Source organism: Pararhizobium sp. DWP3-4 (assembly GCF_049898205.1).
Lineage (GTDB): Bacteria > Pseudomonadota > Alphaproteobacteria > Rhizobiales > Rhizobiaceae > Pararhizobium.
In genome coordinates this window covers 150,402-174,860 of the sequence record NZ_JAFCXF010000008.1, presented here as the reverse complement: position 1 = coordinate 174,860, position 24,459 = coordinate 150,402, and the positions used below count along the sequence as shown (strand labels likewise).

21 protein-coding genes are annotated in these 24,459 nt (G+C 58.0%); 9 read left to right on the top strand and 12 right to left on the bottom strand.

Annotated elements, in window-relative coordinates; genetic code table 11:
- Window positions 1-84: 84 nt before the first annotated feature.
- Entirely contained in the window at window positions 85-774 is a 690-nt protein-coding gene (locus tag ACP7E6_RS20955; protein ID WP_426231654.1) for a hypothetical protein, read from the bottom strand.
- Window positions 775-1,425: 651 nt separating this feature from the next.
- On the opposite strand from ACP7E6_RS20955, the gene ACP7E6_RS20950 reads away from it, so the two are divergent.
- The 4 genes from ACP7E6_RS20950 to ACP7E6_RS20935 all read left to right on the top strand — a co-directional run bounded on the left by ACP7E6_RS20950 (window position 1,426) and on the right by ACP7E6_RS20935 (window position 7,413).
- Window positions 1,426-2,250: a hypothetical protein gene (locus ACP7E6_RS20950; protein WP_426231653.1), complete on the top strand. Its 825-nt coding sequence runs from the start codon at window positions 1,426-1,428 to the stop codon at window positions 2,248-2,250.
- 27 nt (window positions 2,251-2,277) lie between these two features.
- Window positions 2,278-4,437 (top strand): DDE-type integrase/transposase/recombinase, encoded by a 2,160-nt coding sequence (locus ACP7E6_RS20945; RefSeq protein ID WP_426231652.1) that lies wholly within the window; start codon window positions 2,278-2,280, stop codon window positions 4,435-4,437.
- A gap of 154 nt (window positions 4,438-4,591) precedes the next feature.
- Entirely contained in the window at window positions 4,592-5,542 is a 951-nt protein-coding gene (locus tag ACP7E6_RS20940; RefSeq protein WP_426231651.1) for an AAA family ATPase, read from the top strand.
- Window positions 5,539-7,413, top strand: a complete 1,875-nt coding sequence (locus ACP7E6_RS20935) for a hypothetical protein (protein WP_426231650.1) — start codon at window positions 5,539-5,541, stop codon at window positions 7,411-7,413. The genes ACP7E6_RS20940 and ACP7E6_RS20935 overlap by 4 nt, the downstream gene beginning before the upstream one ends.
- Window positions 7,414-7,605: 192 nt before the next feature.
- Here ACP7E6_RS20935 and ACP7E6_RS20930 read toward each other — a convergent pair whose 3' ends face one another.
- Window positions 7,606-8,538, bottom strand: coding sequence for a LysR family transcriptional regulator (locus ACP7E6_RS20930; protein WP_426231649.1), 933 nt, complete (start codon window positions 8,536-8,538; stop codon window positions 7,606-7,608).
- 124 nt (window positions 8,539-8,662) lie between these two features.
- Here ACP7E6_RS20930 and ACP7E6_RS20925 point away from each other — a divergent pair, with 124 nt between their 5' ends.
- The 4 genes from ACP7E6_RS20925 (at window position 8,663) to ACP7E6_RS20910 (ending at window position 11,811) form a co-directional block, all read left to right on the top strand.
- Entirely contained in the window at window positions 8,663-9,280 is a 618-nt protein-coding gene (locus ACP7E6_RS20925) for a glutathione S-transferase family protein (protein WP_426231648.1), read from the top strand.
- A gap of 53 nt (window positions 9,281-9,333) precedes the next feature.
- Complete coding sequence (locus ACP7E6_RS20920; RefSeq protein WP_426231647.1) at window positions 9,334-10,335, top strand: pyridoxamine 5'-phosphate oxidase family protein; 1,002 nt, start codon at window positions 9,334-9,336, stop codon at window positions 10,333-10,335.
- Between the two features lie 227 nt (window positions 10,336-10,562).
- A complete protein-coding gene (locus tag ACP7E6_RS20915) occupies window positions 10,563-11,036 on the top strand; it encodes a GreA/GreB family elongation factor (RefSeq protein ID WP_426231646.1) in 474 nt (157 codons plus the stop codon).
- An 88-nt stretch (window positions 11,037-11,124) separates the two neighbouring features.
- Window positions 11,125-11,811, top strand: coding sequence for a DUF2161 domain-containing phosphodiesterase (locus ACP7E6_RS20910; RefSeq protein WP_426231645.1), 687 nt, complete (start codon window positions 11,125-11,127; stop codon window positions 11,809-11,811).
- A gap of 2 nt (window positions 11,812-11,813) precedes the next feature.
- On the opposite strand, the gene ACP7E6_RS20905 is transcribed toward ACP7E6_RS20910, so the two are convergent.
- The 10 genes from ACP7E6_RS20905 to ACP7E6_RS20860 form a co-directional block, all read right to left on the bottom strand.
- Window positions 11,814-12,959, bottom strand: coding sequence for a serine hydrolase domain-containing protein (locus tag ACP7E6_RS20905; protein ID WP_426231644.1), 1,146 nt, complete (start codon window positions 12,957-12,959; stop codon window positions 11,814-11,816).
- Window positions 12,956-13,840, bottom strand: a complete 885-nt coding sequence (gene aguB / locus ACP7E6_RS20900; protein ID WP_426231643.1) for an N-carbamoylputrescine amidase — start codon at window positions 13,838-13,840, stop codon at window positions 12,956-12,958. The genes ACP7E6_RS20905 and aguB overlap by 4 nt, the downstream gene beginning before the upstream one ends.
- A 2-nt stretch (window positions 13,841-13,842) precedes the next feature.
- Window positions 13,843-14,874, bottom strand: a complete 1,032-nt coding sequence (locus ACP7E6_RS20895) for a histone deacetylase family protein (protein WP_426231641.1) — start codon at window positions 14,872-14,874, stop codon at window positions 13,843-13,845.
- Window positions 14,875-14,941: 67 nt separating this feature from the next.
- Entirely contained in the window at window positions 14,942-15,976 is a 1,035-nt protein-coding gene (locus tag ACP7E6_RS20890) for an extracellular solute-binding protein (RefSeq protein ID WP_426231639.1), read from the bottom strand.
- A gap of 22 nt (window positions 15,977-15,998) precedes the next feature.
- Window positions 15,999-16,799 (bottom strand): ABC transporter permease, encoded by an 801-nt coding sequence (locus tag ACP7E6_RS20885; RefSeq protein WP_426231638.1) that lies wholly within the window; start codon window positions 16,797-16,799, stop codon window positions 15,999-16,001.
- Complete coding sequence (locus tag ACP7E6_RS20880) at window positions 16,792-17,712, bottom strand: ABC transporter permease (RefSeq protein ID WP_426231636.1); 921 nt, start codon at window positions 17,710-17,712, stop codon at window positions 16,792-16,794. Before ACP7E6_RS20880 ends, ACP7E6_RS20885 begins: the two co-directional genes overlap by 8 nt.
- A gap of 1 nt (window position 17,713) precedes the next feature.
- Window positions 17,714-18,823: an ABC transporter ATP-binding protein gene (locus ACP7E6_RS20875; RefSeq protein ID WP_426231760.1), complete on the bottom strand. Its 1,110-nt coding sequence runs from the start codon at window positions 18,821-18,823 to the stop codon at window positions 17,714-17,716.
- Between the two features lie 109 nt (window positions 18,824-18,932).
- Window positions 18,933-20,600, bottom strand: coding sequence for an amidohydrolase (locus tag ACP7E6_RS20870; protein ID WP_426231635.1), 1,668 nt, complete (start codon window positions 20,598-20,600; stop codon window positions 18,933-18,935).
- Window positions 20,601-20,685: 85 nt separating this feature from the next.
- Complete coding sequence (locus ACP7E6_RS20865) at window positions 20,686-23,646, bottom strand: aminotransferase (protein ID WP_426231634.1); 2,961 nt, start codon at window positions 23,644-23,646, stop codon at window positions 20,686-20,688.
- Between the two features lie 158 nt (window positions 23,647-23,804).
- Window positions 23,805-23,951 (bottom strand): DUF1127 domain-containing protein, encoded by a 147-nt coding sequence (locus ACP7E6_RS20860; RefSeq protein ID WP_113243755.1) that lies wholly within the window; start codon window positions 23,949-23,951, stop codon window positions 23,805-23,807.
- A 317-nt stretch (window positions 23,952-24,268) separates the two neighbouring features.
- On the opposite strand from ACP7E6_RS20860, the gene ACP7E6_RS20855 reads away from it, so the two are divergent.
- On the top strand, window positions 24,269-24,427 hold the full coding sequence (locus ACP7E6_RS20855; protein ID WP_426231633.1) for a hypothetical protein: 159 nt from the start codon (window positions 24,269-24,271) through the stop codon (window positions 24,425-24,427).
- The last annotated feature ends 32 nt before the right edge of the window (window positions 24,428-24,459 follow it).

Sequence of the window (24,459 nt, the reverse complement as noted above, 5' to 3'; positions counted from 1 at the left end):
GCGTTTAAGAAGCCGGGAGCAACCCACGGAACGTCAGCGCGCTCGCCGTGGATGTTGATGAAAACAACCTTGCCATGACGCAGTTCACCGCGTCATGGCATTCGTGCAGTCGGTTGTTACCTCTGGCTTGATTTTAGAAATCGTACGTTTGACAAACGGCATGATAGTCTCGGCTTCATAATAACGGAACGTCTTCAACGACGCGCCGTCGACCGATACGGTCACTTGCTCTCCAAATTCAATGCTCCACGCCCGGCCAGCGTGGTCGTTGAATTTCAAAATTTCCAGTTTGCCTGAACGCTGGCATTCCACTGTCGGATTGTCGGATCTTTTCAACATTTTTCTGAGGTTGTTGTAGGTATTGAAGACCTCGATTTCAAAAGTGGCCATCGGATGCGTCTCAGTAAAAGTTAGGTTAAAGTCCATTAAGTCGCGAGCCAATGTTCTTGCGGACGCATTATCGCTGCCCTTGAGATATTCCTCGTCCATTGCCACGAACTTCACGAAAGTCCAGCCGCTATCCCCCAGCGGCCGTTCGTCGTGGCCAGTATACTGGATCGTGTGACCCTTCCACCTCGACCCCGCCTTATTGGACGGATCGGGATTCCTTAGCACCAAACAAATTGGGCTACGCATGGTCCCGTCTGGTGTTTCGAACTGAATTGTTGGATAGCCCCACCATTCGCGCATCCGTGCTTTCAGCCCGAGATGGTCTAGAACAGGTGCGAGTGTCTTCTGCACTTCGCCGAAAAACTTTAGCTTGGGAAATTCCATAACGAGGGCCTCTGATAGCGGTACCTCAGACTCTCTCGTTCTTATGCAAGCCACCAATGTTGGATCGTCGATGCAAGTCATTCGAGTAATTAACCATGTTTTCATCTTTTAACGAATTGTTAACGATGCCACTCGACTTCGGCAGATCGCGCAGGCATTTTTGCTGGTGTTGTTTCAGGGACCAGATCGCCATGTCGTTATTTCGAATATCTAAAGTTCGCGGCGGACGCGCTTAGCAAATTCGCGGGCACAAGTGCCTGAACGACTAGCTTGGCCGTCACGCGCTCGCGCTCGCCACTTACTTACAAATTCAGAGAAGTCGTATCCAGCGTTGGCTTTCCAGCGCCGGCAGGATCCCGCATCGAAAGAAATCGTTCGGGAATACGTTTCTATGCATTTGCTATGCTGGCATTGCCGCGAAAAGTCGCATCTTCCGCTCACTGAATTCGACCGGACATCCGGAAACAACATGACCTGACACCAGGTGCTCAGTCGCATTCAGGCAGAATTGTAAGTTCAACAACAATTTGGAGAACCTGCCGTGAAAACACGGAACGAACCCGTGCGCCCTGTTAATTGCGCAACCTTTGAAATTCGCATCCCGACCGCAACCTACTTCGTCTGTCGCTATCATGTTGGAGGTACGGACTAATGTCAGTTGTTCATTCCCGTAAAGTCGCTTTCCGTCATGAGCGCGACCGTGCCGGCCTGGGTCACCTCAACAGACCTCGTCGCTCGGAAGAAAAGATCAGTGGAATGCAGGACACCAATTTGATGTGCTCCTACAAGCTCCGCGCCCAGCATAATCTCGAGGTCACGCCGACCAGTGAGAAATACTGGAATCCACCAAGCTATGGGTTGGCAAGCCGTCTTCCTCCCAGCAAGAGCGCGAAAACCGCACGTGGTTCGGTGGCGTACGGCGATCACGTGATCCCGTTCGAAAGCGAGCTGGAACATCGCATCCTATTGACTCTGATGGCACGCACTGATGTGGCCGACATTCAGGGACAGTATCCGGTTCTCCGCTTTGTCGATGCCAACGGAAAGACGTGTAAACATACCGCTGACTTCTGTGTTCGCTTCACGGACGGTTATGAAGTCGCGGTAGTTGTTAAGATGGAGCGCAAGCGCGCCGACATGCTCCTCCTTATCGAGCGCATGAAGGCCTACGGAACGGATGGCGCAGTCGATGACATCCGCTTCCTAAGCGAAAAAAATGGCTCGTTCGAGGCAGCTGCGAACGCACGAAACGTTTTGTGGTCCCGCAAATGGCACGATCAGAACGAAATCGAACAGGTCTTGAACCTGCTCAAGAAGCTGCAGGGATTCTTCCGTTTCGGCGACCTGCTCTGGGGTTGCGGAAACATGTCAGCTCGCCGTGTGGCTATCTGGCGTCTTATTGATCAGGGGATCCTGGTCTCGACAACTGGTGAAGAAATTACGGAGCTGACTTGGCTTCGTAAGATCACTGCTTAATCCTCCAAAAACCTAAGGAACATTTTAATGAACGTTGAACCGGTTATTCACGCCTTGGAGCGCAACTTTAAGGAGCGTCTCCGATTTCATGATCGCGTGCTGATTGCCGACGAGCCTTATCGTCCAGTCGCACGGTTGACCAACGGTTTTAACATTGTCCACGAGGATGATCCCGAGCGGACCATGTTTCTCAGTGACTTCGAACTCGCTCAGCTCCTGCGCACGAAGAAGGCCAAGATCAAGCGCAACAAGAACCACCCTGTCAACAAACGCCTGGACCTCATCCACGGCGACAAAACGCTCTCCGATTTTAAGGATGGAGACCGCATTCGCAGTGTGTTGTTGGAAAAGCTTATCAACGCAATGCTGCAGGAAGGCTCGAAAACAGGAAAAAAGGTACCACGCTCCGACAAGTCTCGTGGCTGGTTGCTTAACGAATGGGAAAAGATCGTCAAGACTGTAAAAAACAGCACTCGCTGGGACGTTGACGAGGACACCTATGTCGCTCCGTCACTTGCTACAATCAACCGCAAGTTCCGCGAGTACGTAGCCAGTGGCGGAAATATTCTCGCGCTTGTCCCACGGCATCGCGGGCCTGGCAAGAAGCCTGTGATTTGGTGCCCTGAGAGCTTGGCATTCGCGTACAAGGAAGCTGAGGGGTTTCTGAACGAACTCAAGCCAACCCGGGCGTTTGTTTACCTGCGTTACAAGGCAGCACTTTGGGCAGTGAATGAACAACGCGAGCTTGAAAAAAAACCGCCGCTCCACCCATTTTCTCGTTCAAAGTTCGAAAAAATCATCAACAGCTTCTCTGCCTACGAGACGATGGTTGCGCGCGAAGGAGAGGAGTTTGCTCAAAAACACTTTGCGCCAAACGTGCGCGGAATTGAAGTTGATCGTCCCGGCCAGCGCGTCGAAATCGATGAGGTAAAAGCGGACATGGCGACACTCGTCGCCATGAGCGGCGATTATGTTAATATCCCAAAGGAGCTTTTCAAACTTCTGAAGAAAGTTCGCATTTGGCTTGTGGTGGTCATTGATGTGGCTACTCGCTACATCCTGGCGATCAAAGCCACGTTGAATCCTTCCGGGGACGCTGCCGTTGCAGCCATGCGCATGGCGATGTCTGATAAAACATTGCAGTCACGAGTTGCAGGTGCGCGAACAGACTGGTTTGGCCACCTCGTTCCTGAAGAAGTGTACTCGGACAATGGGTCTGCGTTTCTCAGCGAGCAGTTCGTTAGCGGTCTCCAGGCCTTGGGCATCACGGTCGTACGCCCTCCGGCGGGACAGCCTTACCGTCGTCCTTTCATCGAAAGTTTCTTCAACGGTATTGGGCCACTTTGGACTAGCTTTTTTCAGGGACGCACGTTTCGTTCGATCCTCGAAAAAGGCGATTATGATCCGAAGGAGCATGCCAGCCTTTTGAATGATGAATTCGTCAAGGTGATTACCCAAATCACCTGCGACGTCTATCACAACCGTCCCCACGACTCGCTCGGAGGCAAGACCCCGCAGAATGCTTACATCGAGGCGTGCCAAGAGCATGGAGTAATGAGCCCTCCAGGGCCAGAAGAGATGCTGCGCGCATTCGGAGCGGTTGAGCAAGGAACCGTGGGCAAATATGGAATTACCCGTCTGGGCATTTCCTACCGGAACGAGACTCTCGACCTCGAGATGTCTACCCACGGCAAGATTAAGTTCGACATCAAGGTCGATCAATCCCGCCTGAACGATATTCTCGTGAAGGGCAAAAAGGGATGGTTTCTCGTCGAAAACACGGTTGGTTTGACCTCTGAAATGTCCGAACTGGAATGGATCGCCGCCCGCAAGGCAGATCTGGCGGAGAATAAGGATCAGTCTAACGCTGGTCTCGCCACGATTTATGCGGCCGTGAACCGCATGCGTCAGATTGGCGAAGCAGCGGCAATTCGCGCTGGCCACACGCCGATGACTCCGGTCAGCGAGAAACAAAAACGCGCGAGGGCACGGCTGTTCCACGGATACGAGCCCGCGCCGCAGAGCGGATCGGATGTCGCACTACTGTCTGATCTGACAATTGCCCCCGATCCACTTCGCGACGGAATGATTGGCTCGACCAAGACTGTTGACGTGGACGCGACGTCGCAGGTTGTTCCAGCGAATTCCGGCAAGTCTAAGTTTGACCGGGTTAAGCGCGAACTCTGATGCACGCAAGCTCAATCGCCACAATCTCCCTGCCCGTTGCCGGGCAGGGCCTCCATCAACTTCGTCCACGTCCACCCTGAGACTGTGATCGCACCGATAATCTACCTTCCGTTCAGCACATTATGAAAGACGACCAATGTCGAAAACCAAACCTATGACCACTGAAGAACTTCGCGCGCTCAAAAAGAAGGTGCGTTCCCAATACATCGAGAACGGCCGCGACGAGCAAGTCGCGGACCATCTCAACTTTATTGTGTCCAACATCGACGACTTCCACGCGGGTGCTGCCTCTCAACGCCGCTGCCTGTTCGTGATTGGACCGTCCGGGAGCGGCAAGACCACCGCCCTTGAACACCACTTCAAGAAAATTCCTCAATTTCAACCATTTGTCCGTGAACTTGAAACCGTTAAACCTCTGATCAGTCTCCCTGCTCCCAAACAATCACCGACCAAAGACCTTATCGTTGCGGTCTTGAAAACAATGAACCTGCCTCACAAAGGCTCGGAGCAGGAACTCACGGCGCTTCTGAAAGAGCAGGCAAAAGAGCGCTCATTAATCGCACTTCACATTGACGAAGGCCAGCATGCGATCCGCTCAAACACGCCCAAAGCTATCAAAGGGGTCCAGGACTTTCTCAAAAATCTCATGGCGATCCCCGACTGGCCGCTACACCTTATTATTTCCGGCATGCCAGAAGTCGACAATATGAGGATCGGGGATGGTCAAATGGAGCGGCGCTCGCACGTCTTGAAGTTTGAGCCGATGGAATACCCTGACGACCTCGATTGGCTGAAGACGCTACTGCACAATGTCGCGGTTCAACAGTGTTCCCTAAAGTTGTCCGATGCCATCACGTCAGACGAATTCCTGGGCCGTCTTTGCCGTGCGATGAATGGAGGTTGGGGGTCCATCATTGAAATGGTGCAGGAGGCTTGCTTCGTGGCCCTGGCGAACGGTCGTACGACGCTCACCATTAACCACTTTGCATACCGTTACGACCAGATTACGGCCTGCAAGGAGGGGGAGAACATGTTCCACTCGCCGCGCTGGAATGAACTCAAACCCAAGTTTTCCCTGATGGATCTCCAGGAAGTAGCCGAATGACGTTACCGGTTCCGATTAAGATGGCCCGCGATGCAACTCCCCTTAGCTTTGCCTCGGCACTTGCGTATGTAAATGGATTCTCATCGCTTGAACAGTTCCTCAACGCCGCCGAGATTAGTCCCGGCGGTTTGGGGCATGGTGAACCGGAAGCCACCAGGAGGCTTGCGTATTGGAGTGGAGAGGACAGCCTCACGATCTCCCGCTACGCAATCAAACCGGCCACCGTTGAGAAGCCCTGGACACTTGGCGAAGCTCGTTTCTCCAAGGAATCGCGAAGAGGCGCTACATACCGGCTCTGCCCCCGATGTATCTTAAACGATGTAAGCAACGGAACCGGCACGCAGGCCTTTCGGACGTACGTCCGCGCCGCTTGGATGACGCGAGCAGTACAAAACTGCACCATCCACTCAATTCCCCTAATCGATTTTCCTCTCCCGGCCAAAGCATGTGAGGACTTCACAAGAATGATGGTGACTGGATGGGAAGAGGTTAAGAAAAGCGCCGAGCGTGCCAATACAGTGATTACGTGCGACCTAGACCGCCACATTGTGAATTGTATCCATGGAACTGCGAAGGACTGCTATCTCGCACGCTTTGAAACGTACGTGGCGGCCGATCTCTGTAACTACCTTGGACAGTTCATCAAGCGGCATTGGTCGAAGGCACCCTCGGTTCCAGGAAATTTGCTCGATGGAAGTGAGAGGGAAATCGGGTTCTGGGTTGCTAATCAAGGCGACGCCGAAATTCGATCTACCGTAAGCGCGATAATCACAAATGCTCGCCGCATTAGTAATAAGGGGTTTCAATTCGGAACCCTTGCACTATGGCTGAAACGCAACGTTGCCAATCCTGCACATGCCGAATTAGTGGGGCTCTTTCACGACATCGCAGTGCAAAACATTCGCGTGGGCCCAGGCAATGTATGCTTCCTACCAGTGCAGCGTCGCCGTGTGCATTCCGTTAAAACAGCCGCCAAGGAGTATGGGCTCGTGCCCAAACGAGTGTTTCGGTTGGTTCTTGATGCGGGTCTCATTGGACCGACGGAGCGGCCCTATCACGAAGTATACTTTAGTGCGGCGTTGGCACATGATGTGTTATCGGCAGCGACGGAAACGCTCACGAGCCGTGGGGCGCGCGAACAACTTGGCGTGACAGAGGTCGTTTTCACGAAGCTGCTCGATGAAGGCATCATCCCGCGTGTTGAAAGCCATGATGAAGGTCGTGTGTACTCCCGAATTCTGCGCTCGGATTTTGACGAATTCAAGCAAGCCGTATTTGCAAACGCTGCATCCGTGATTCCGATTAACTACCAGCCAATTGGTGCGGCTTGCCAAAGGGTCGGTTGCTCACAAGCGGCACTGCTTTCACAAATCGTAAACGGATCAATAAAGAATGTCGCCGCGGAACCCGGGCATAATTTTAAGATCTCTAGAATCTGGGTGGATGTGGCGGAAATTAAAGCTGTCGTGTCCGAGGACAACGGCGCTTCAGATCAGTTATCTGGAGGAAAGTTTCCGAGGTTCTTGACGAGACATGAAACAGCTCACTACCTGAAAACAACACACCTTAGCGTCGCTGCGCTCATTGAGCAGGGTTTCCTGATCACCGCAGTGGAAAACAATCGCACCTGTGTGCGAAAGCAAGTTTACGTCACCGGTGATTCCGTAGCTGCTTTTGCGACGGCGTATATCTCTGTCGCGGATCTGGCCGCAAACAGTTCGACCCATCCAATTATCGTCAGGAGAGTTCTCGAACAAATGGGTGTTAAGCCAATCAACGAAAGCGCTGGAAGAGTAACGCGCTTCTTCCGCAAATTGGAAGTCGTACATTCGACATTTGTGAAGCCGGTTCGTTGCCGCGCGCGGCGGTAACCAACCCACATCTCATCAGCTACCAAATCCAAGCCCGCAAATGCGGGCTTTTTTGTTGCCATTGCACCGGTTGATTAGGATCGCAGCAACGGAAACTTTTGTGTACGTCATTGAATCGACGTAACAAGAGAGTCAATTTTCCCTAGCGATTTCAATTAGTTGCGTAGCTGTTATATTGACTCAGGATCATTCCTACGAAACTTGACTACCGGCGGAAAGCGAAGTCGAGGACTGCACGTTCTGGTTGGCGCGCAATTCGGCCACCAGAAAGTCAACGAACGCCCGCGTCTTGGCAGAGATATGGCGGCCCTCGGCGTGCATGGCGTGGATGGGAATGACCGGCTCCTCATAGTCGGACAACACGATATTGAGTTTTCCGTCACTCACTGCCGATGCGACCTGATAGGACAGCGCGCTGGTCAGGCCCCATCCGCGGAGCGCTGCGGAGATCGACGCATCTACGGTGTTGCAGAACAATCGTGGGCGCAGCGTGACATGGCTCTTCTCCCCGCCCGCGAAGCGCCAGTCCTGCGGCGCGGACGAACCGGTATTGGCAATGATCGTGTGCCCTGCCAGATCAGCCGGAACCTGCGGCACCGGATGCTCCTCGAAATAGGACGGTGCACCACAGATCACCCGCCGCACGCTGCCGACCTTGATGGCGTGGTAGCCGGAATCCGGCAGTTGCCCGATACGCAAGGCAACATCGATCCCTTCCTCCAGCAGGTTGACGACGCGGTCGAGCAGAAGGGCTCGGCCGTTGACGGCCGGATGCTGTGTCAGAAACGATGTCAGGACCGGCATGACATAGATCTGGCCGAACAGGACCGGTGCCGTAACTGTCAATAGGCCCGACGGCGTCGCATGCGAGCCGCCGGCAGAGGCCTCGGCCTCGTCGATATCGGCAAGAATGCGGCGGCAATCCTCCACGTAGCGGCTTCCGGGCGCCGTCAGTTTCACGGATCGGGTCGATCGCAGGAACAGCCGGGCACCCGTCAGGTCTTCCAGATAGGCAATGGCACGGGTGACCGCCGGCGGGCTCATATTGAGCGCGCGCGCTGCCTTGGCGAAGCTGCCGGTATCGGCGACCCTGACCAGAACCCGCATGGATTGAAGCCTGTCCAAGCTCAGCCTCCCAAATCATTGTTCCGTTGAATGGAATGATATCTTGTCTTCTATCACGCTTCTGTTTCTGCGAAGAAAGAAACATCTTCTCCCATAGGCAGTCAACGCCCGAAGGAGACCGTCGATGAAACTTTACCATCACCCGCTATCCGGCCACGCGCACCGCGCCCGTCTGTTTATCTCGCTGCTCGGGATCGATGCAGAACTGATCGAAGTCGATCTTGCCGCGCGTGCCCGTAAGAGCCCGGAATTCCTGAAACTCAACCCCTTCGGACAGGTTCCGGTGCTCGACGATGACGGCGTAATCGTCGCCGATTCAAACGCCATTCTCGTCTATCTCGCCAAGAAAACCGGGGCCGAGGACTGGCTGCCCGAAGACCCGAAGGGTGCCGCCGCCGTGCAGCGCTGGTTGTCTGTCGCCGCCGGCGAAATCGCCTATGGCCCGTGTGCTGCGCGGCTTGTCACTGTCTTCGGTGCACGCTTCGATGCGAACGAGGTTATCGCCCGCGCCCATACTATTCTGGGTCGCATCGAGGCAGAACTTGCCGGCCGCCAGTGGATTGCCGCCGATCGGCCGACCATCGCCGACGTCGCGCTCTACAGCTACATCGCCCGCGCCCCGGAGGGCAATGTCGACCGTGCCGCCTATTCGAACGTCAATGCCTGGCTGAAGCGGATGGAAGCGCTTCCCGGTTTCGTTGCCTTCCAAAAAACGGCAATCGGCATTCCGGAGGCTGCTTGAGCAGCTTCGGAGCAGCGCGGCAGCCTGCCAACCCATCATCAAAGGATCAGCAAATGTCGGTTCTCAACACGATAGACCAGGCATCTCCCTGGCATCCAGGTGAGCGGGTGCTGCAGGATCAGGCCGGAGTGGCCGGGCGCATGGAAGAGCTCGGCCGCCGGGTTCTGCGCGATCATCTGATCGATCAGCACCGCGCTTTCTATCCGCAGCTCCCATTCATCGTGCTGGGCACCGTGGATGGCAAAGGAGATGCGTGGGCAACGATACGGGCGGCCAATCCCGGTTTTCTGCAAAGCCCGGATACGCACACCCTGAATGTTCGCCTTGGCTGGGAACCCGAAGACCCGGCGCAGGCAGGACTGGGCGATGGTGCGGCGATCGGCATGCTTGGTATCGAACTGCACACACGACGGCGCAATCGCCTGAACGGAACCATCCGTAGGTCTGGGCCGGAAGGTTTCGACGTTGATGTCGGCCAATCCTACGGCAATTGTCCGAAATATATCCAGCTGCGCGATTTCCACTTCGTCCGCGATCCTTCGGCAGGCCCGGTCACTGAGCCCACGACATTGGAGGCGCTCGATACCGGTGCTCGACAGATGATTGCATCAGCCGACACATTTTTCGTCGCGACCTATGCGGAGTTCGAAAACGGTGAGCGGCAGGCGGATGTCTCGCACCGGGGCGGCAAGCCGGGCTTTGTCCGGGTTGGCGATGACGGTGTGCTGACTATCCCAGATTTCGCTGGCAACCTGTTTTTCAACACGCTCGGCAATATTCTTGCAAACGGCAGAGCCGGTCTTGTTTTTGCCGATTTTGACACCGGCGACTTGCTGCAGCTTTCCGGCGATGCCCATGTCATTGTGGATACGCCCGAAATCGCAGCATTCGAGGGCGCCGAACGCCTCTGGCGCTTCACGCCGCGCCGCATCATCCGGCGGCCGGATGCCCTGCCGTTGCGCTGGGCATCCAAAATGGACGGCCAATCGCCGAGCCTGCGCATGACCGGCAGCTGGGGCGAGGCTGAACGCCGGTTGAGCGAATCGACGGCCTGAAGAAGGCGTTGAGCAGGCGAATCTGGCGATATTGTCATGCGTAGAGGGAGGCCGCCGAAAGAGAACCGGATCACACCCTTGCCGGAAGGGTCGACCACATCATCCGCGACCGGCGTACCAAGCTGAAGTGGAAGGTGTGATCACCGGGTTTTCAGATCCCTGTTCGACACGTTGGGCCACAAGTGAACCTGAAAGCGTGCTATGCGTTGGTATGAGAGGAGAAGCCCATGAGCCGCGCATTCACCAAGGAAATCGACGACGTCCCGCCGCCACCGGTCGCGGAGAGGCCGATCAGCACTGCCCGAAATCTTGTGACACCCAATGGTGCCAGGCAGATCGAGCAGATGGTTGCAGCGCTCACCCAACAGACTGCGGCGACCAGCGATAACGAGGTGCTTGCCGCTCTCAAGCGGGATCTGCGCTATTGGGAGGCGCGGCGCGCCAGTATGGAGATCATGGACCCCGTCGCGGAACCAACCTCGGTCCGGTTTGGAACGCATGTTTCCATCAGCCGCGGTGGCAGCGTCAAGGATATCAGCATCGTCGGCGAGGACGAGGCTGATCCGCACGTAGGGGCCATTGCCTGGACATCGCCGCTTGCGCGCGCACTGGACGGCGCGGCTGCCGGTGACACGGTCGAGTTCGAAGTGGCCGGCCGTGAGGAGGATATCGTCGTCCTGTCCATTGCCGGACTTGGGTAAGTCCCGTTTCCTCCAACTGACCATCATTTCATTGATCTCATCGGCAAATCACGGCAAGACCGTGCAGACGATGATGTGAGGACACGATTTGGAGACCACGCTCTATCTGCCGATCAAAGGCTTTCTCGAAGCCGCCGGCTACAGCGTCAAGGGCGAGGTAGCCGGTTGCGATATGGTGGGCTTAAGCCCGGATGAGCCGCCGGTCGTGGTCATCTGTGAACTCAAGCTCAGTTTCAATCTCGAACTGATCCTTCAGGCCGTCGACAGGGCAGCGGCAAGCGATGAGGTGTGGATTGCAGCCCGCGTCTCGGCCAAGGGAAAGGGTCGCGAAAGCGATCGCCGCTACCGCGATCTCTGCCGGCGGCTCGGGTTCGGCATGCTGAGCGTTTCCGACAATGGAACGGTCGATGTCGTCGTTAGCCCGGTGGCGCTGATGCCGCGCAAGAACCCGCGCAAGCGGTCTCGTCTGGTCAACGAACACAAGAAGCGCAAGGGCGATCCTGCCCTCGGCGGCAGCACACGCTCACCGATCATGACCGCCTACCGGCAGCAAGCTCTGGCCTGCGCTGCGGCGCTCCAGGCTGGGCCTTTACGGCCAAGAGACTTGAAGCCGATCACGCCATCGGCTGCCGCCATCCTGCGCGGCAATGTCTATGGCTGGTTCGAGCGCATCGACCGTGGTGTTTATGGTCTGACTGCTACCGGTGCCGAAGCCCTCATCCGGTGGCCTGTCGCGGCCGCAGGTGATGTAGCAGCGGTTGCCGTAGCCCTATAATTTCAGGCTGCAGCGCGGGAAACTGTGCGCAGCATACAAACGGTTGCCTGGTCCAGCTCAGCATCGACCGGCAAGGTCTGCGATGACAGCTTGACGACGACGGTTGACGTTGCCGGATCGACCCAGATCCATTGGCCGTGAATGCCGATGGCGGCCAGTTCGCCCTCGCCGGTCTCGTACCAGTAGTTGCGATAGCTGCCCGATGGAAACAAGCTGGTCTGATCACCATTCTTCCACGCATCACGGCTGCCACCGGTCCACAAATCGTCAATGAACTTCTCCGCGATCAGGCCGGCCCCTCTTGTCCGCACGAGCTCGCCGGTCAGGGCAAGGTCGCGCGCCGTCGCCGACATGCCGCCTGCAGCGCGCGCCGTGCCGATGCGATCAACGGTGATCATCGCATCGCAGCCGGCGCCCATCGGCTGCCAGAGGTGATCACTCAGCAGGCTTGGCAGCCGCCCGCCGCCGGCGCGCTCAAGCACGATACCGGCGAGATCGGTATTTGGGGAGCGGTAGGAGTGCTTTTCGCCGTGCCTCCAGTCGCCTTTTCCGATGCTGCAGATGAAGCTGTTCAAATCCGGTGCGGGACTGTCCGGCCTGTCGGGATTCCAGCCGGTGGCCCGGCGATAGCGATCGAAGCCGCCTGATGTGTCCAGATAGTCCTCGACGAAATCGACGCTGATCTCCATGTCAAACAATTGCTGCACAGTCGCATCCGCGTAAGCCGAACCGGAGGCCTCCGGCACATAATCGATCACCAGCTTGTCGAAGGAGAGCAAGCCCTTGCCCGCCAGAATTCCGGCAAGCAAAGCCGTCAGGGATTTCGACACGGAAAAGATGATATGCGGCCGGGCGGGGTTGGAATGATCCGCCGACCATTCGGCAACGATGCGCCCATTGCGCATCACCAACAGTTCGTCTGTCTCGCTTGCCGTCAGAAATTCCTTCAGCGATTGGACCGTGCCATCGATGCCGGGCACCTGCAGGTCTTCGAGACCACCGAGATTAAGGGATGGCGCTTCGCCCTCGCCTTTGGCCTTGATGACGGCTGAGGGAACGACCTCGCTGACATTCTGAAAAGACCATTGCGAGAAAGGGGCCGTCCGCCAATTGGCGAGCGTAACGTCCGAGCGTTTGAAATCCGTCATGTTCTGTCTCCTCCATCCGCTGTCGCCAGCACGCCATAAAGTTCCGGCCGGCGATCGCGGAACATACCCCAGGCGGCGCGGTCGTCGGCAAGCTGCTGCCGGTCGAAACTGGCAACCAGCACGTCTTCTTCGGCACGTCCGGCGCTGGCGACGAGCTGCCCGTCGGGACCGGCGATGAAGGACGACCCGTAATAGGATTGTGATTGGCCGCTAATGGTTTCAGAGCCGATACGGTTGGCGGCGGCAATGGGCATCATGTTGGCGGCAGCATGGCCGCGCATCACCATGCGCCAGTGTTCCATCGTATCCAGATCGGGGCGGGCCGGTTCAGAGCCGATGGCGGTCGGGTAGAGGATCAGTTCGGCGCCCATCAGCGCCATGGCGCGCGCAGCCTCTGGAAACCACTGGTCCCAGCAGATGCCGACGCCGATCGTGCCGAAGCGGGTCGGCCAGACCTTGAAGCCGGTGTCACCGGGGCGGAAATAGAATTTTTCGCTGTACCCCGGACCATCTGGAATATGGGATTTGCGGTAGACACCGAGGATGTCTCCGGTGGCGTCGATCATGGCGAGGCTATTGTAAAAGGCCTGATGCTTTTTCTCGAAGAAGGAAACCGGCAGGACGACGCCGAGTTCTCTGGCGAGATCCTGCATTGGTGCGATGACCGGATGATTGGCAAGCGCATGCGCTCTGGCAAAATGGACGGGCTCCTGCGTCTGGCAGAAATAGAGGCCTTCGAACAGCTCCTGTACCAGCACGATATTGGCACCCTCGCCCGCAGCCTGCCGGATCAACCGGGAGGCGGTGACGAGGTTTTCATTGAGATCATCGGTGCAGGCGAACTGGACGACGCCCAAAGTCGTGACGGAGCCGGAAGCCACGGTCAGTTACCCTCGAAGCCGGTCAGAACGCTGACGGCATTGACGCCGATTTCGGCGACGGCATAGCCGCCTTCCATCACGAACAAAGTCGGCAGGTTCAGCCGGGCGATACGCTCGCCGATCTTCGGGAAATCCTCGGTCTTGAGCTTGAACTTGCTGATCGGGTCCTTCTCGAACGTATCGACGCCGAGCGAAATCACCACCACATCCGGATTATAGGCCACCAGCTTGCCGCAGGCGTCCTCCAGCGACTGGCTCCAGCGCTCCCAATCCGTGCCGAAGCGCATGGGATAATTGAGATTGTAGCCTTCGCCCTCGCCGGTTCCGCGCTCGTCGGCGTGGCCAAGGAAATAGGGATATTCCTGCATCGGATCGGCATGCAGGTTGATCACCTGCACATCGGCGCGGGAATAGAAGATTTCCTGCGTGCCGTTGCCATGGTGATAATCGACGTCGAGGATCGAGACGCGCTTGGCGCCGTTGTCGCGGAACCACTGCGCCGCTACTGCGGCATTGTTGATGTAGCAATAGCCGCCCATGAAACCGGCGCCGGCATGATGGCCAGGCGGGCGGCACAATGCAAAGGCTGCGCGTTCGCCCTCCTGGACAAGGACGGCTGCCGTCAGTGCCACGTCATGCGAGGATTTGATCGCATCCCAGGAGCCTTCGACGATGCCGCAGCCGGCGTCGAAGGAATAATATCCGAGAAGCCCGTCGATGAATTCAGGCGGTACATCCCCGCGCAGGCCACGGGTGGGCCAAGTAAAGGGAAGCGCGGTGCCGGTGCGTCCCTCCGCGGTCCAGCGATCCCAGATCGTCGGCAGGAAATCGAGATAGTCCTTGCGATGAATGCGAGCCGCCGTCGTCAGGTCATGCTCCTGCGGCGGCAGGATCGGCCCGAGCCCCACGGTCTTGATCCGCCCCGAGACATATTCAGCGCGCGAGGTCAGCTCGTAACCAGGTACGATGGCGCCGGCGACCAGTTCGAGCTGGTTGGCATGACCAAGATGGCGGGGCGAGAAGACGGTTTTCATGGGATTATCCAAGCGGCGGGAACAAAAACGCACCCCGCCGCGACCGGCGGGGTGCGTTGGGAGAGGATTACTTCTGAAGCTCGGTCCAGATCTTGGTGTAAAGCTCCTGAACTTCGGGCGGGCAGGTCTGCGAGGGAACGCCGACCGAAGCAAACTCAGCGGGGATATCGATTTCCGGTGCCCCCTTCATATCGGCCGGCATGAATTCACCGGAACCGGCGATCCCGTTCGCATACCGATGAAATCCGGAATTCATTCCGGCATTCTGTGGATCCATCATGAAATTCTGGAAGAGCTTGGCATTTTCGACATTCTTTGCGTCTTTCAGAACGGCAAGATTGTCGCTCCAGTTGACGAAACCCTCTTTCGGATAGCCGAATTTGATCGCAGGATTGGCCAGGCGCTGGCGAAACGCAGAACCGTTCCAGTCGCTGGAAGCGGCGAAGTCGCCCGAGCCCATTTTCTGGATGGTGCCATATTCCATCGCCACCCAGTTCGGCTTCGCCTTGACCAGCGTATCACGCACCTTCTTGAGGATGGTAAGGTCGCCAGTGCATTTCTTGCCGCCATTGTAGAGAACGGCAGCGTCGATGACGTCGGTCATCTCCGGAACAACATTGACCTTGCCTTTCAGCTCATCGGGCGTGTCGAAGACGATACCCCAGGTGTTGATGTCCCCCTTGTAGACATCGGTGTTGACGACGACGCCAACGATGCCCATCGCCCACGGAACGGTGTATTTGCGGCCCGGGTCGAACTCGGGGTTCTGCCATTCCTTGGCGACGTGGCTGAAATTCTCCATCTTGCCCGGGTCGGTCTCGAGGAAGAGGCCTTCCGAGATCCAGATCGGGATGTAGTTCTGCGACGGCACGACCATGTCGAAGCCCGAACCGCCCTGGCGAACCTTGGCGAGCGCCGTATCGTTGGAATCATAGTCGGTGATCGTCACCTTGACCTTGTACTGGTCCTCGAATTTCTTGATCACCTCGGGGCTGGTATAGTTGCCCCAGTTGTAGATGTTGAGTTCGCCTTCTGCCCGGGCAAGGCCGGTGGAGGCAAGTAGTGCGGCCGTGACGGCCATGGTCGCTGTCATCCGTTTCATGATGCTGTTCCCTTTTCTTTCGTTAGACACGTTTTCTGTTGACGATGAAGAAGACGGTGACGACACAGACTGACAAGAGCAGGAACAGCGTCGAAATCGCGTTCATTTCCGGTGTGATGGAGCGGCGGATCTGGCCGAGCATGTAGGTCGGCAAGGTATCCTGGCCGGCCGATTTGACGAATTCGGTGATGACCACATCGTCGAGCGAAATCACGAACGCCAGCATGAAACCGGCGAGAATGCCGGGCCACAGCAGCGGCAGCGTGACATAGCGGAAGGTGTTCCATGGCGTCGCATAGAGATCGGCAGCCGCCTTTTCGAGCGTCAGGTCCATATTTTCCAGCCGCGCCCGGATCGGCAGATAGGCAAACGGGATGCAAAACGCCGTATGGGCGGCGATGAGGTAGCCCAGGCCGGAATAACCGGTCCAGATCTTGACGCGGGCAAAGAAGATCAGAAGGGCAACGGCCGTGACGATTTCCGGAATCATCAGGGGCTGGTTGATGAAGGCATATTTCACCGTCAGGCCGCGATAGGGCTCCGTGCGGGTCGTCGCCAGCGCCGCCATGGTGGCTGCAATGGTGGCGACGACAGCGGCAAACGAGGCGATCTGCAGCGAGCGGATGGAAGCGTCGATCACCTGCTGGTTTTGAAAGGCTTTGGTGAACCAGCGAAACGAAATCCCGTCAAAGGAAGCCAGGGATTCGCCCGCATTGAACGAGTAGAAGACCAGCACCGCGATCGGGAGGTAAAGCGCAAAGAAGCAGGCCATTGCAATGGTTGTGAATCCGCGCTGACGCCGGATGGAAAATGTCTTAGCCATGCCGGCTCCCTTGAGATCCTGCATTGCGAACATAGACAAGCAGTGCCGCCATGACGATCAGCATCAGCGTGATCGACAGCGCCGAGCCGAGCGGCCAGTTCCGGCCCTGGCCGAACTGCAGCTCGATCAGGTTGCCGAGCATCATGTTCTTGCCGCCGCCGAGAATGCTCGGCGTCACGTAGGCGCCGAGCGCCGGAATAAAGACGAGAATCGAGCCGGCGATAACGCCGGGCTTGACCAGCGGAAAGATGATTTTTCTCAGCACCCTGAAGGGCGTGGCATAGAGGTCATAGGCCGCTTCCACCAACCGGAAATCCAGCTTTTCCATGCTGGCATAGAGCGGCAGCACCATCAGCGGCAGATAGACATAGACCATGCCTGTCAGGATCGCACCGTCGGTGAAGAGCATTTGGACGGGCCTTGAAATCAGACCGAACTTCAACATCAAACCATTGATCAGGCCTTCGTTGCGAATGATCTCGAGGATCGCGAAGGTGCGGATGAGAAGATTGGTCCAGAAGGGGATGGTAATCAGGAACAGCCACAGTTCCCGGGTTTTTTCCGGCCTTGTGGCAATGAAATAGGCGGTGGGGAAACCGACCAGCAAAGTCAGGACCGTCGTTGCCAAAGACAGCATGGCAGAGCGCATGAAGATCGACACATGCGCATCGGCAAGCGAGAAGGTGCCGTCGAAAATATCCTTCTCCATGACGACGCCGATCCAGCCCTCAAGCGAAGGCAGCCATTGCACATCGCCATAGGGACCGGGTGTCAGGAAGGAATAGACGAGAACGATCAGCAGCGGGCCGGTCGATGCAAGAAGGATGATCAGCAGGGCGGGAAGCGAGAGCAGCCACCGTTTCCGGATATCCCTGCTCTTCTCCGCTTCGATCGTCCCCGGCATGTCCGTCATCTCAGTTCCTCAACACCCGGGCGGCATTGGCTTCGAGCGCAATGCCAACCATATCGCCCTGGTTGAACCGTGCGCTCTGCAGAGGTTTGTTTTGTTCTCGCAGGGTAAACACCGTTTCGCCGTCGGAAAGGCGGACGTGATAATGGGTATCCGTGCCGAAATAGACGACGTTTTCGAGCGTGCCGGTCATCTGGTTGGCGACGGTACGGTCAGGTGGGCAGAGCGTTGCATGCTCCGGCCGCAGAACCACCGTCACCTCGCCTTCGGCGTGGAAATCCTGCGGCATTGTTGCCGAGATGCGGCCGGCGACCGGCGTATCGACATCGGCGATGCCGTCCCTCACCGAACTGATCCGGCCTTTCAGAAAATTGGTTTCTCCGATGAAATCGGCGACGAAGCGATCCGCCGGGGCATCATAGATCTCCCGGGGATTGCCGACCTGCAGGATCCTGCCCGATGACATCACCGCGATGCGGTCCGACATGGTCAGCGCCTCCTCCTGGTCATGGGTGACGAAGATGAAGGTGATGCCGGTTTCCGCCTGCAGGCGCTTCAGTTCGATCTGCATGTCCTTGCGCAGCTTGTAATCGAGCGCCGAAAGCGGCTCGTCGAGCAGCAAAACCTTCGGCTGGGGCGCAAGGGCGCGGGCGAGCGCGACACGCTGCTGCTGACCGCCGGAAATCTGGCTTGTCCGCCGACCGGCGAGCGCTTCCATGCGCACCAGCTTGAGCATGGTATCGACGCGGTCCTTGATTTCCTGCTTCGGCTTGCCGAGCATGGTCAGACCAAAGCCGATATTCTCCGCCACCGTCATATGTGGAAACAGCGCGTAGCTTTGGAAAACCGTATTGATTGGTCGCTTGAAAGGCGGCATGACGGCGATGTTCTCGCCGTTCAGTATGATCTCGCCGGATGTCGGATATTCGAAGCCTGCGATCAGCCGCAACAAAGTGGTCTTGCCGCATCCGGATGGCCCTAGAAGCGTGAAGAACTCGTTCTGCCGGATCGATACCGATGTGTTGTCGACGGCGGCGAATGCAAACTCGCCAAAGCCGAATATCTTAGAAACATGGCGTATTTCGACCGCGTTCAATTCCGCCATATGCGGCACACTACCCATTGCATGAAGCTGCTGTTCCCGCCCTTTCGGCTTTGCGCTAGGTGACCACAGCGGCCTCGCATTGACAACACGATTCTACTTGATGAGGAAAAAATCTTTATCAGGAGGAAAAACTTATGCGGCCGCCGCAAATTGTGGTGGTGGGTCGGATCTTCTGCAACTCATTTGGAGCCGTTGCCTCGATGTCACCGCTGAGTACAACGATATCGGCAAGGTACCCTGCGCGGATCATGCCCTTTCGATCCTCCTTGAATTCCGCATAGGCGCCTTCGACGCAATAGGCCGAGAGGGCCTCCATCAGGGAAAACGATTGATCCGGATCGCTGTCGGCCCAGCGTTTGCGCGTGATGGCTGCCTCAATGCCGATGATCGGGTCGATCGGTGACACCGGCCAGTCGGAGGCAAAGCAGATATGCGCGCCGGCGTCCTTGAGCGTGCGCCAGGCATAGCTGACCGGCCAGCGATCCCGGCCGATGCGCGATACGGTCGGCTCCAGCGGCACGCCGGCGCAACCGGGCGGATGCGGCGGCTGCATCGAGGCGATGACGCCGAGTTCGGCGAACCGGGCGATGTCACCCGGATGCACGACTTCGATATGCTCGATGCGATGCCGGCTGTCGCGGGTGCCGTTCTGCGCGCGTGCGGCCTCATACCCATCGAGCACTGCGCGCACCGCGCCGTCGCCGATCGCGTGAACCGCGATCTGCAGCCCGCGCCGGTCCGCTTCCACTGCGACATCGCGAAACGTTTCGGGCGTGAAGAGGCCCTCGCCGCAATCGCCTGATTTGTCGGCGTAAGGCTCCACCATCACCGCCGTCCAGCTGTCGAGCACGCCATCGTAGAAAACCTTGACGACACCGGACGATAGCCAGTCGCTGTCGAACCGGCGCGCAAGTTCGGATGCCTTTTCCAGCATGTCGAGCGACATGAAATTTTTGAAATGGAAGGGAATGATCACCCGGCACGGCAGGCTGCCATCCTCTTTTTCGATCGCGGCGAGCAGTTCCAATTGGTAGAGATTGCCATCCATGTTTTGAACGGTGGTGATGCCGTGGCGGGAGCAGTAATCGAGGCCACGCCGCATCACGGCAATATCCTGCGCCCATTCCGCTTCGTTGGGATAGGGGTCCGGCTCACCCCCGGTGGAGAGGCCGAGGCGGTAGCGATCGAAACCGCCAGCTGCCTGCAACGGGCTGAACGCTTCCATTTCACGCAATTCCCCGGTCGCCAGGCCATCTGAATCCACCACAACCTCGTTGCCGGGTCCAAGGTCCGCGCCGTGCAACATGCCGACCAGTTCGATCGCCTTGGTATTGGCCCAGGCCGTATGATGATCGGGCGCGAAAAGAACCAATGGCTGATCATCCACAATCGCATCGAGATGACGGCGCGTCAGGCGTTCGTCCCCGAGGATCGTGTAGTCGGCTCCCTGTGCAAAGAGGACCTTCTCGGCGGTCCGCGTTAGCGCGTACGCCCGAACAGCCTCGGTCAGGGCTGCCAGTCCGCTGATCCCGGCAAGCTGGAGATGGTCGAGTTCGGCGGCACCCGAAAACAGGTGCATGTGGTTTTCGGAAAAACCCGGAAGCACCGTGCCTCCCGCCGCATCGATCACCTGCGTGCCTGCGCCTCGAAAGGTCTCCATCTGCGCTTCCGTGCCGACGGCCAGGATAAAGCCTGCAGCCATCGCGACCGCCTCGGCTCGGGGTCTATCCTCATCCAGCGTCAGAACACGGGCGTTGAGGATGATGATATCGGCGGTCTGCGTCATGATGATACTCACTGCTTGCCACGAAGAATCTGGGGCGAGCTAAGCCGATCCGGCTGCGCAATTCAATCGGAATGGGAATGTTTCCTCACCATCCGTCCGAAAGCACCCGCTCCAGCATGTCGGCGAAGAAATCCGCGCTCTCCTGTGACAGACAGAGTGGCGGCTTGATCTTCAGGACGTTCAGATAATCACCGGTCGGCTGCATGATGACGCCGAGCTGCAGCAGCCGGTCGCAAATCGCAGCCGTCTCGGCGGTTGCCGGCGCCAGCGTCTCGCGGTCACGGACGAATTCCAATCCAAGATAGAGACCCATGCCGTGCACGGCACCGACGAGAGGGAACCGCTGTCCCAATGCCTGCAGGCGGCGTTTCAGGTGGTCGCCGACGACGCAGGCGTTCTCCTGAAGCTTCTCATCGCGCATGATATCCAGAACCGCCATGCCGACCACGGAACTGACCGGGCTTCCGCCAGCGGAGGAGAAGAAGTAACCTTCCTTCTCCAGCGCATCGGCGATCGCCTTGGTGGTGATGACAGCACCAAGCGGATGGCCGTTGCCCATGCCCTTGGCGATGGTGATGATATCGGGGACCACGCCCTGCTCTTCAAAACCCCAGAAATGATGCCCGAGACGGCCGTAGCCGACCTGCACTTCATCGGCGATGCAGACGCCGCCGCGTGCCCGAACCAAAGCGTAGATGTCCTTGAGGTAACCCGCCGGCAGCGGTAGCCCGCCGGCATTGCCGTAGACGCATTCGCAGATGAACCCGGCCAGCCCCTCGCCGTCGCGATCGAGCTTTTCCAGCACCGGCATGACGGCTTCGATATAGCCGGCGGTCGAACCCGCCCCGCGAAACGGACCGCGATAGGTGTTTGGCGACATGACCGGGTGGACCCAGTCCGGCCGGGTGGTCAGTGCCTGCGGATTGTCGGCGATCGAGGTGGAGACTGCGTCGCTGGCAACCGACCAGCCGTGGTATCCTTCCAGCAGGCACAGCGTGTTGCGCGCGCCGCTCGCTGCCCAGGCGAGCCTGAGCGCCAGATCATTGGCTTCCGAGCCGCTATTGACCAGAAACACCGTGTCGAGCCTTTCCGGCGCAAGAGCTGCCAGCCGCTCGGAAAATTCCGCGACGGAGGCATAGTGGAACCGGGAGTTGGTGTTCAGCCTTTGCCACTGCCGGTGCACCGCATCGGCGAGACGCGGATGGCCGTGGCCAAGGATGGTGACGTTGTTGACCATGTCGAGATAGGCGCGGCCTTCGACGTCGACCATATGTTCGCGCAAGCCGCGCTCGATCTGCGGTGGCGTCTCGTAATAGTTCTTCTGCGGCTTGGCGAAATGGCTCTGGCGGCGCGATAGAAGCGACGCACTCTGCGGCATCGGCGCATCACAGTCGAAGCCGAGCAGCTTTGCCGGCGATGGGCATAGAACCATCCATGCGGCAGCATGATCCGGCGACACGAACGGTGGCGGCGCGATATCCTTGGCGCGGCAGAGCTGGACGCGCAGGACGTTGGCGTCACCGGCTGTCCTTTTGACAAGGCCGAGCGGCTGACCGGGATGGATGAAATCATCAGGGCCGGGCAAGGCATCGATGCCAGTCAGATGCAGCGCGGCATCCCGCCCCAGCAGGATCAACCCGCCGTCGGTGAATTTCAGAATGCCGCCGAAAGGTGCGGACACGCTGATGCCCGCCGGCAAAAGCAGATCGACGCAAAGAGCGCAAGTCGGCGCTGGCTGAGGTGAAAGCAGCACTGTTCGGGTCAGCCTGTATTCGCCATATCGGGTCGAGACCGCATTGTTTTCGCGCGATGCATCCCTTAGCAGCTGGTCTTCGAGGCCGGGCTGAAGCCATGCAACGCCATCGAACAGGTCGCTCTGGGTGTTCAGGGCAATTACCGCAATCCCGGATACGTCGATTTCCGGCAGCAGACGCTCGCCAGTGATTACATCCTGATCGCCAAGTTGGCCGACGGCCCGCAGGATGGCGATTTCCATCATGGCTAACGGCACCGAAACCGCGACGTCGAAAATCAACCGCTCGTGGTCGATGTTGCCGCTGACATAGCCGTTGTCCGGATCGAGCGCGATCTGCTGTTCGCTGCTTGCCACCAGCACGGCGGCGCGCGCCACGATCAGCGGCCAGAGTGCGCGCAGTTCCGCCTCGTTGAGCGGGAAAACCGCGTGGAATGCCTTGATCGCTGGCAGGATGATGACGGGATCGCCATCGGCATGATGCAGCAGCGAGGCGCAGGTGACAGCGAGATCGGCGACCAGCCAACCATGGATGACGTCGCCGAAATCGATCACACCATCCGGTATCAGCTGGCCGCTGTCATTCGGTAGGCTGACGACGTTGTCGTCGGTGATGTCATGATGGATCGCCTGTTGCCGGAACTCGGGCTTCAGCACGCTGAGCCGGCGCATGGCTGCATCCATCGCCTGGCCGATGCGCTGCTTGCGATCCGCATCCCTTACCGCCGGCAGCAGATGGCTAACGACCGGTTCGGCATTCCGAAGATCCCATTGCAGGTCGCGCGACAGGCCGGGATGCGTAAAATCCGCCAGCGCCAGCGCCAGCCGGCCGCCCAGCGCGCCGAGTGCCGCGACCGTCACTGCCGGCAGATGTTTGCGCCGCGTCAGCGGTTGGCCCCCGATATAATCGAGCAGGCGGATCTGATAATTTGCATTGCGCACCGTGACGAACAGGATGTCGGCGCCATTGTTAGCGGCAATCACTTTCGGCACGCGGGGCGAATTGGCCTTGCCGGCGATATGGCGCAGTGCGGCGTTTTGCGCTTCAAGCTCGACAGTCGCATAATCGGCGCGGCAAATCTTCAGGACGAAACGGCCTTTTGCTGTGTCAATGCGGTAATTGCGGTCCTGCTGACTGCCGAGTTCGGCAATCTGGCCAGCAAGACCATAGTGATCGGAAAAAAGCCGCGCGGCATCTTCGGCAGTCACATCAGGCCGAGACAATGCCGCCCGCCGCAAAAAAGCATGTTCCAATCTCTCGCCCCCCGGAATCAGTCGGCTGCAGATTGGCATATGCATCCGGGAACAAGAATGACAAATTGGAGGGTGCTATCCCGCAGGCTTCAAGTGGCGGCATCCCACATCCTTCGTTATGCGCCAAACACAGAAACGCCCGCTGCAAGGCAACGGGCGTTTCAGGACACTTCGCCGGGTGGCGGTGTTTTAAGCGATTAGCGAGCGACCGAGGCGCGGGCGATACTCTGGATGTCGGCACGGTCGATGCCGAGGTCGCGCAGTTCGCGGGAGGTCATGCGGCCAAGTTCGGTGACCGTCTGACGGTACTTGCGCCAATTGTTGAAAGAGCGTGCTACGTTCATGATAATCCCCTTTCTAGGGCTTTCCGGGCCCGGCAGCCATTCAGTGGCGCCGTTGTCGTTTTGATGAGCTGTGTATAAGCCTCCTGATTATGGAGTAACAGCGCCAATACTTCAGGACACCCATGCACTAGCTGCATGGTCAACTTCCAAAGGGCCAATCCCAATGGCAGACTGCGGTTTGCACTTGGGAGTGACGCCGTTCATTGCCGGGCGCCATGGCAATCGCATCACCGAACATCTGAAGCGGTTCTCCCATCTCAGCGGAACTTTACCCATCTCGCCGCGTTCAACGGATGAGGTAAACAGGAGTTACTAATATGCTCGCGAAGTTTTCCTATCTCGCATTCGGTTTTGTCGTCGGCGCCGGCCTGCTGATGGCACTGACTATGGCAGATCATACCACCACGCTTGCGAAAACCAGCCGCCTGAATGGTCCGGTGGCGCCGGTTAATTTTGAAATGGAGCGATTTGGCTAAAGGCTCGACAAGCTCGCCTACACTGTTTCGCG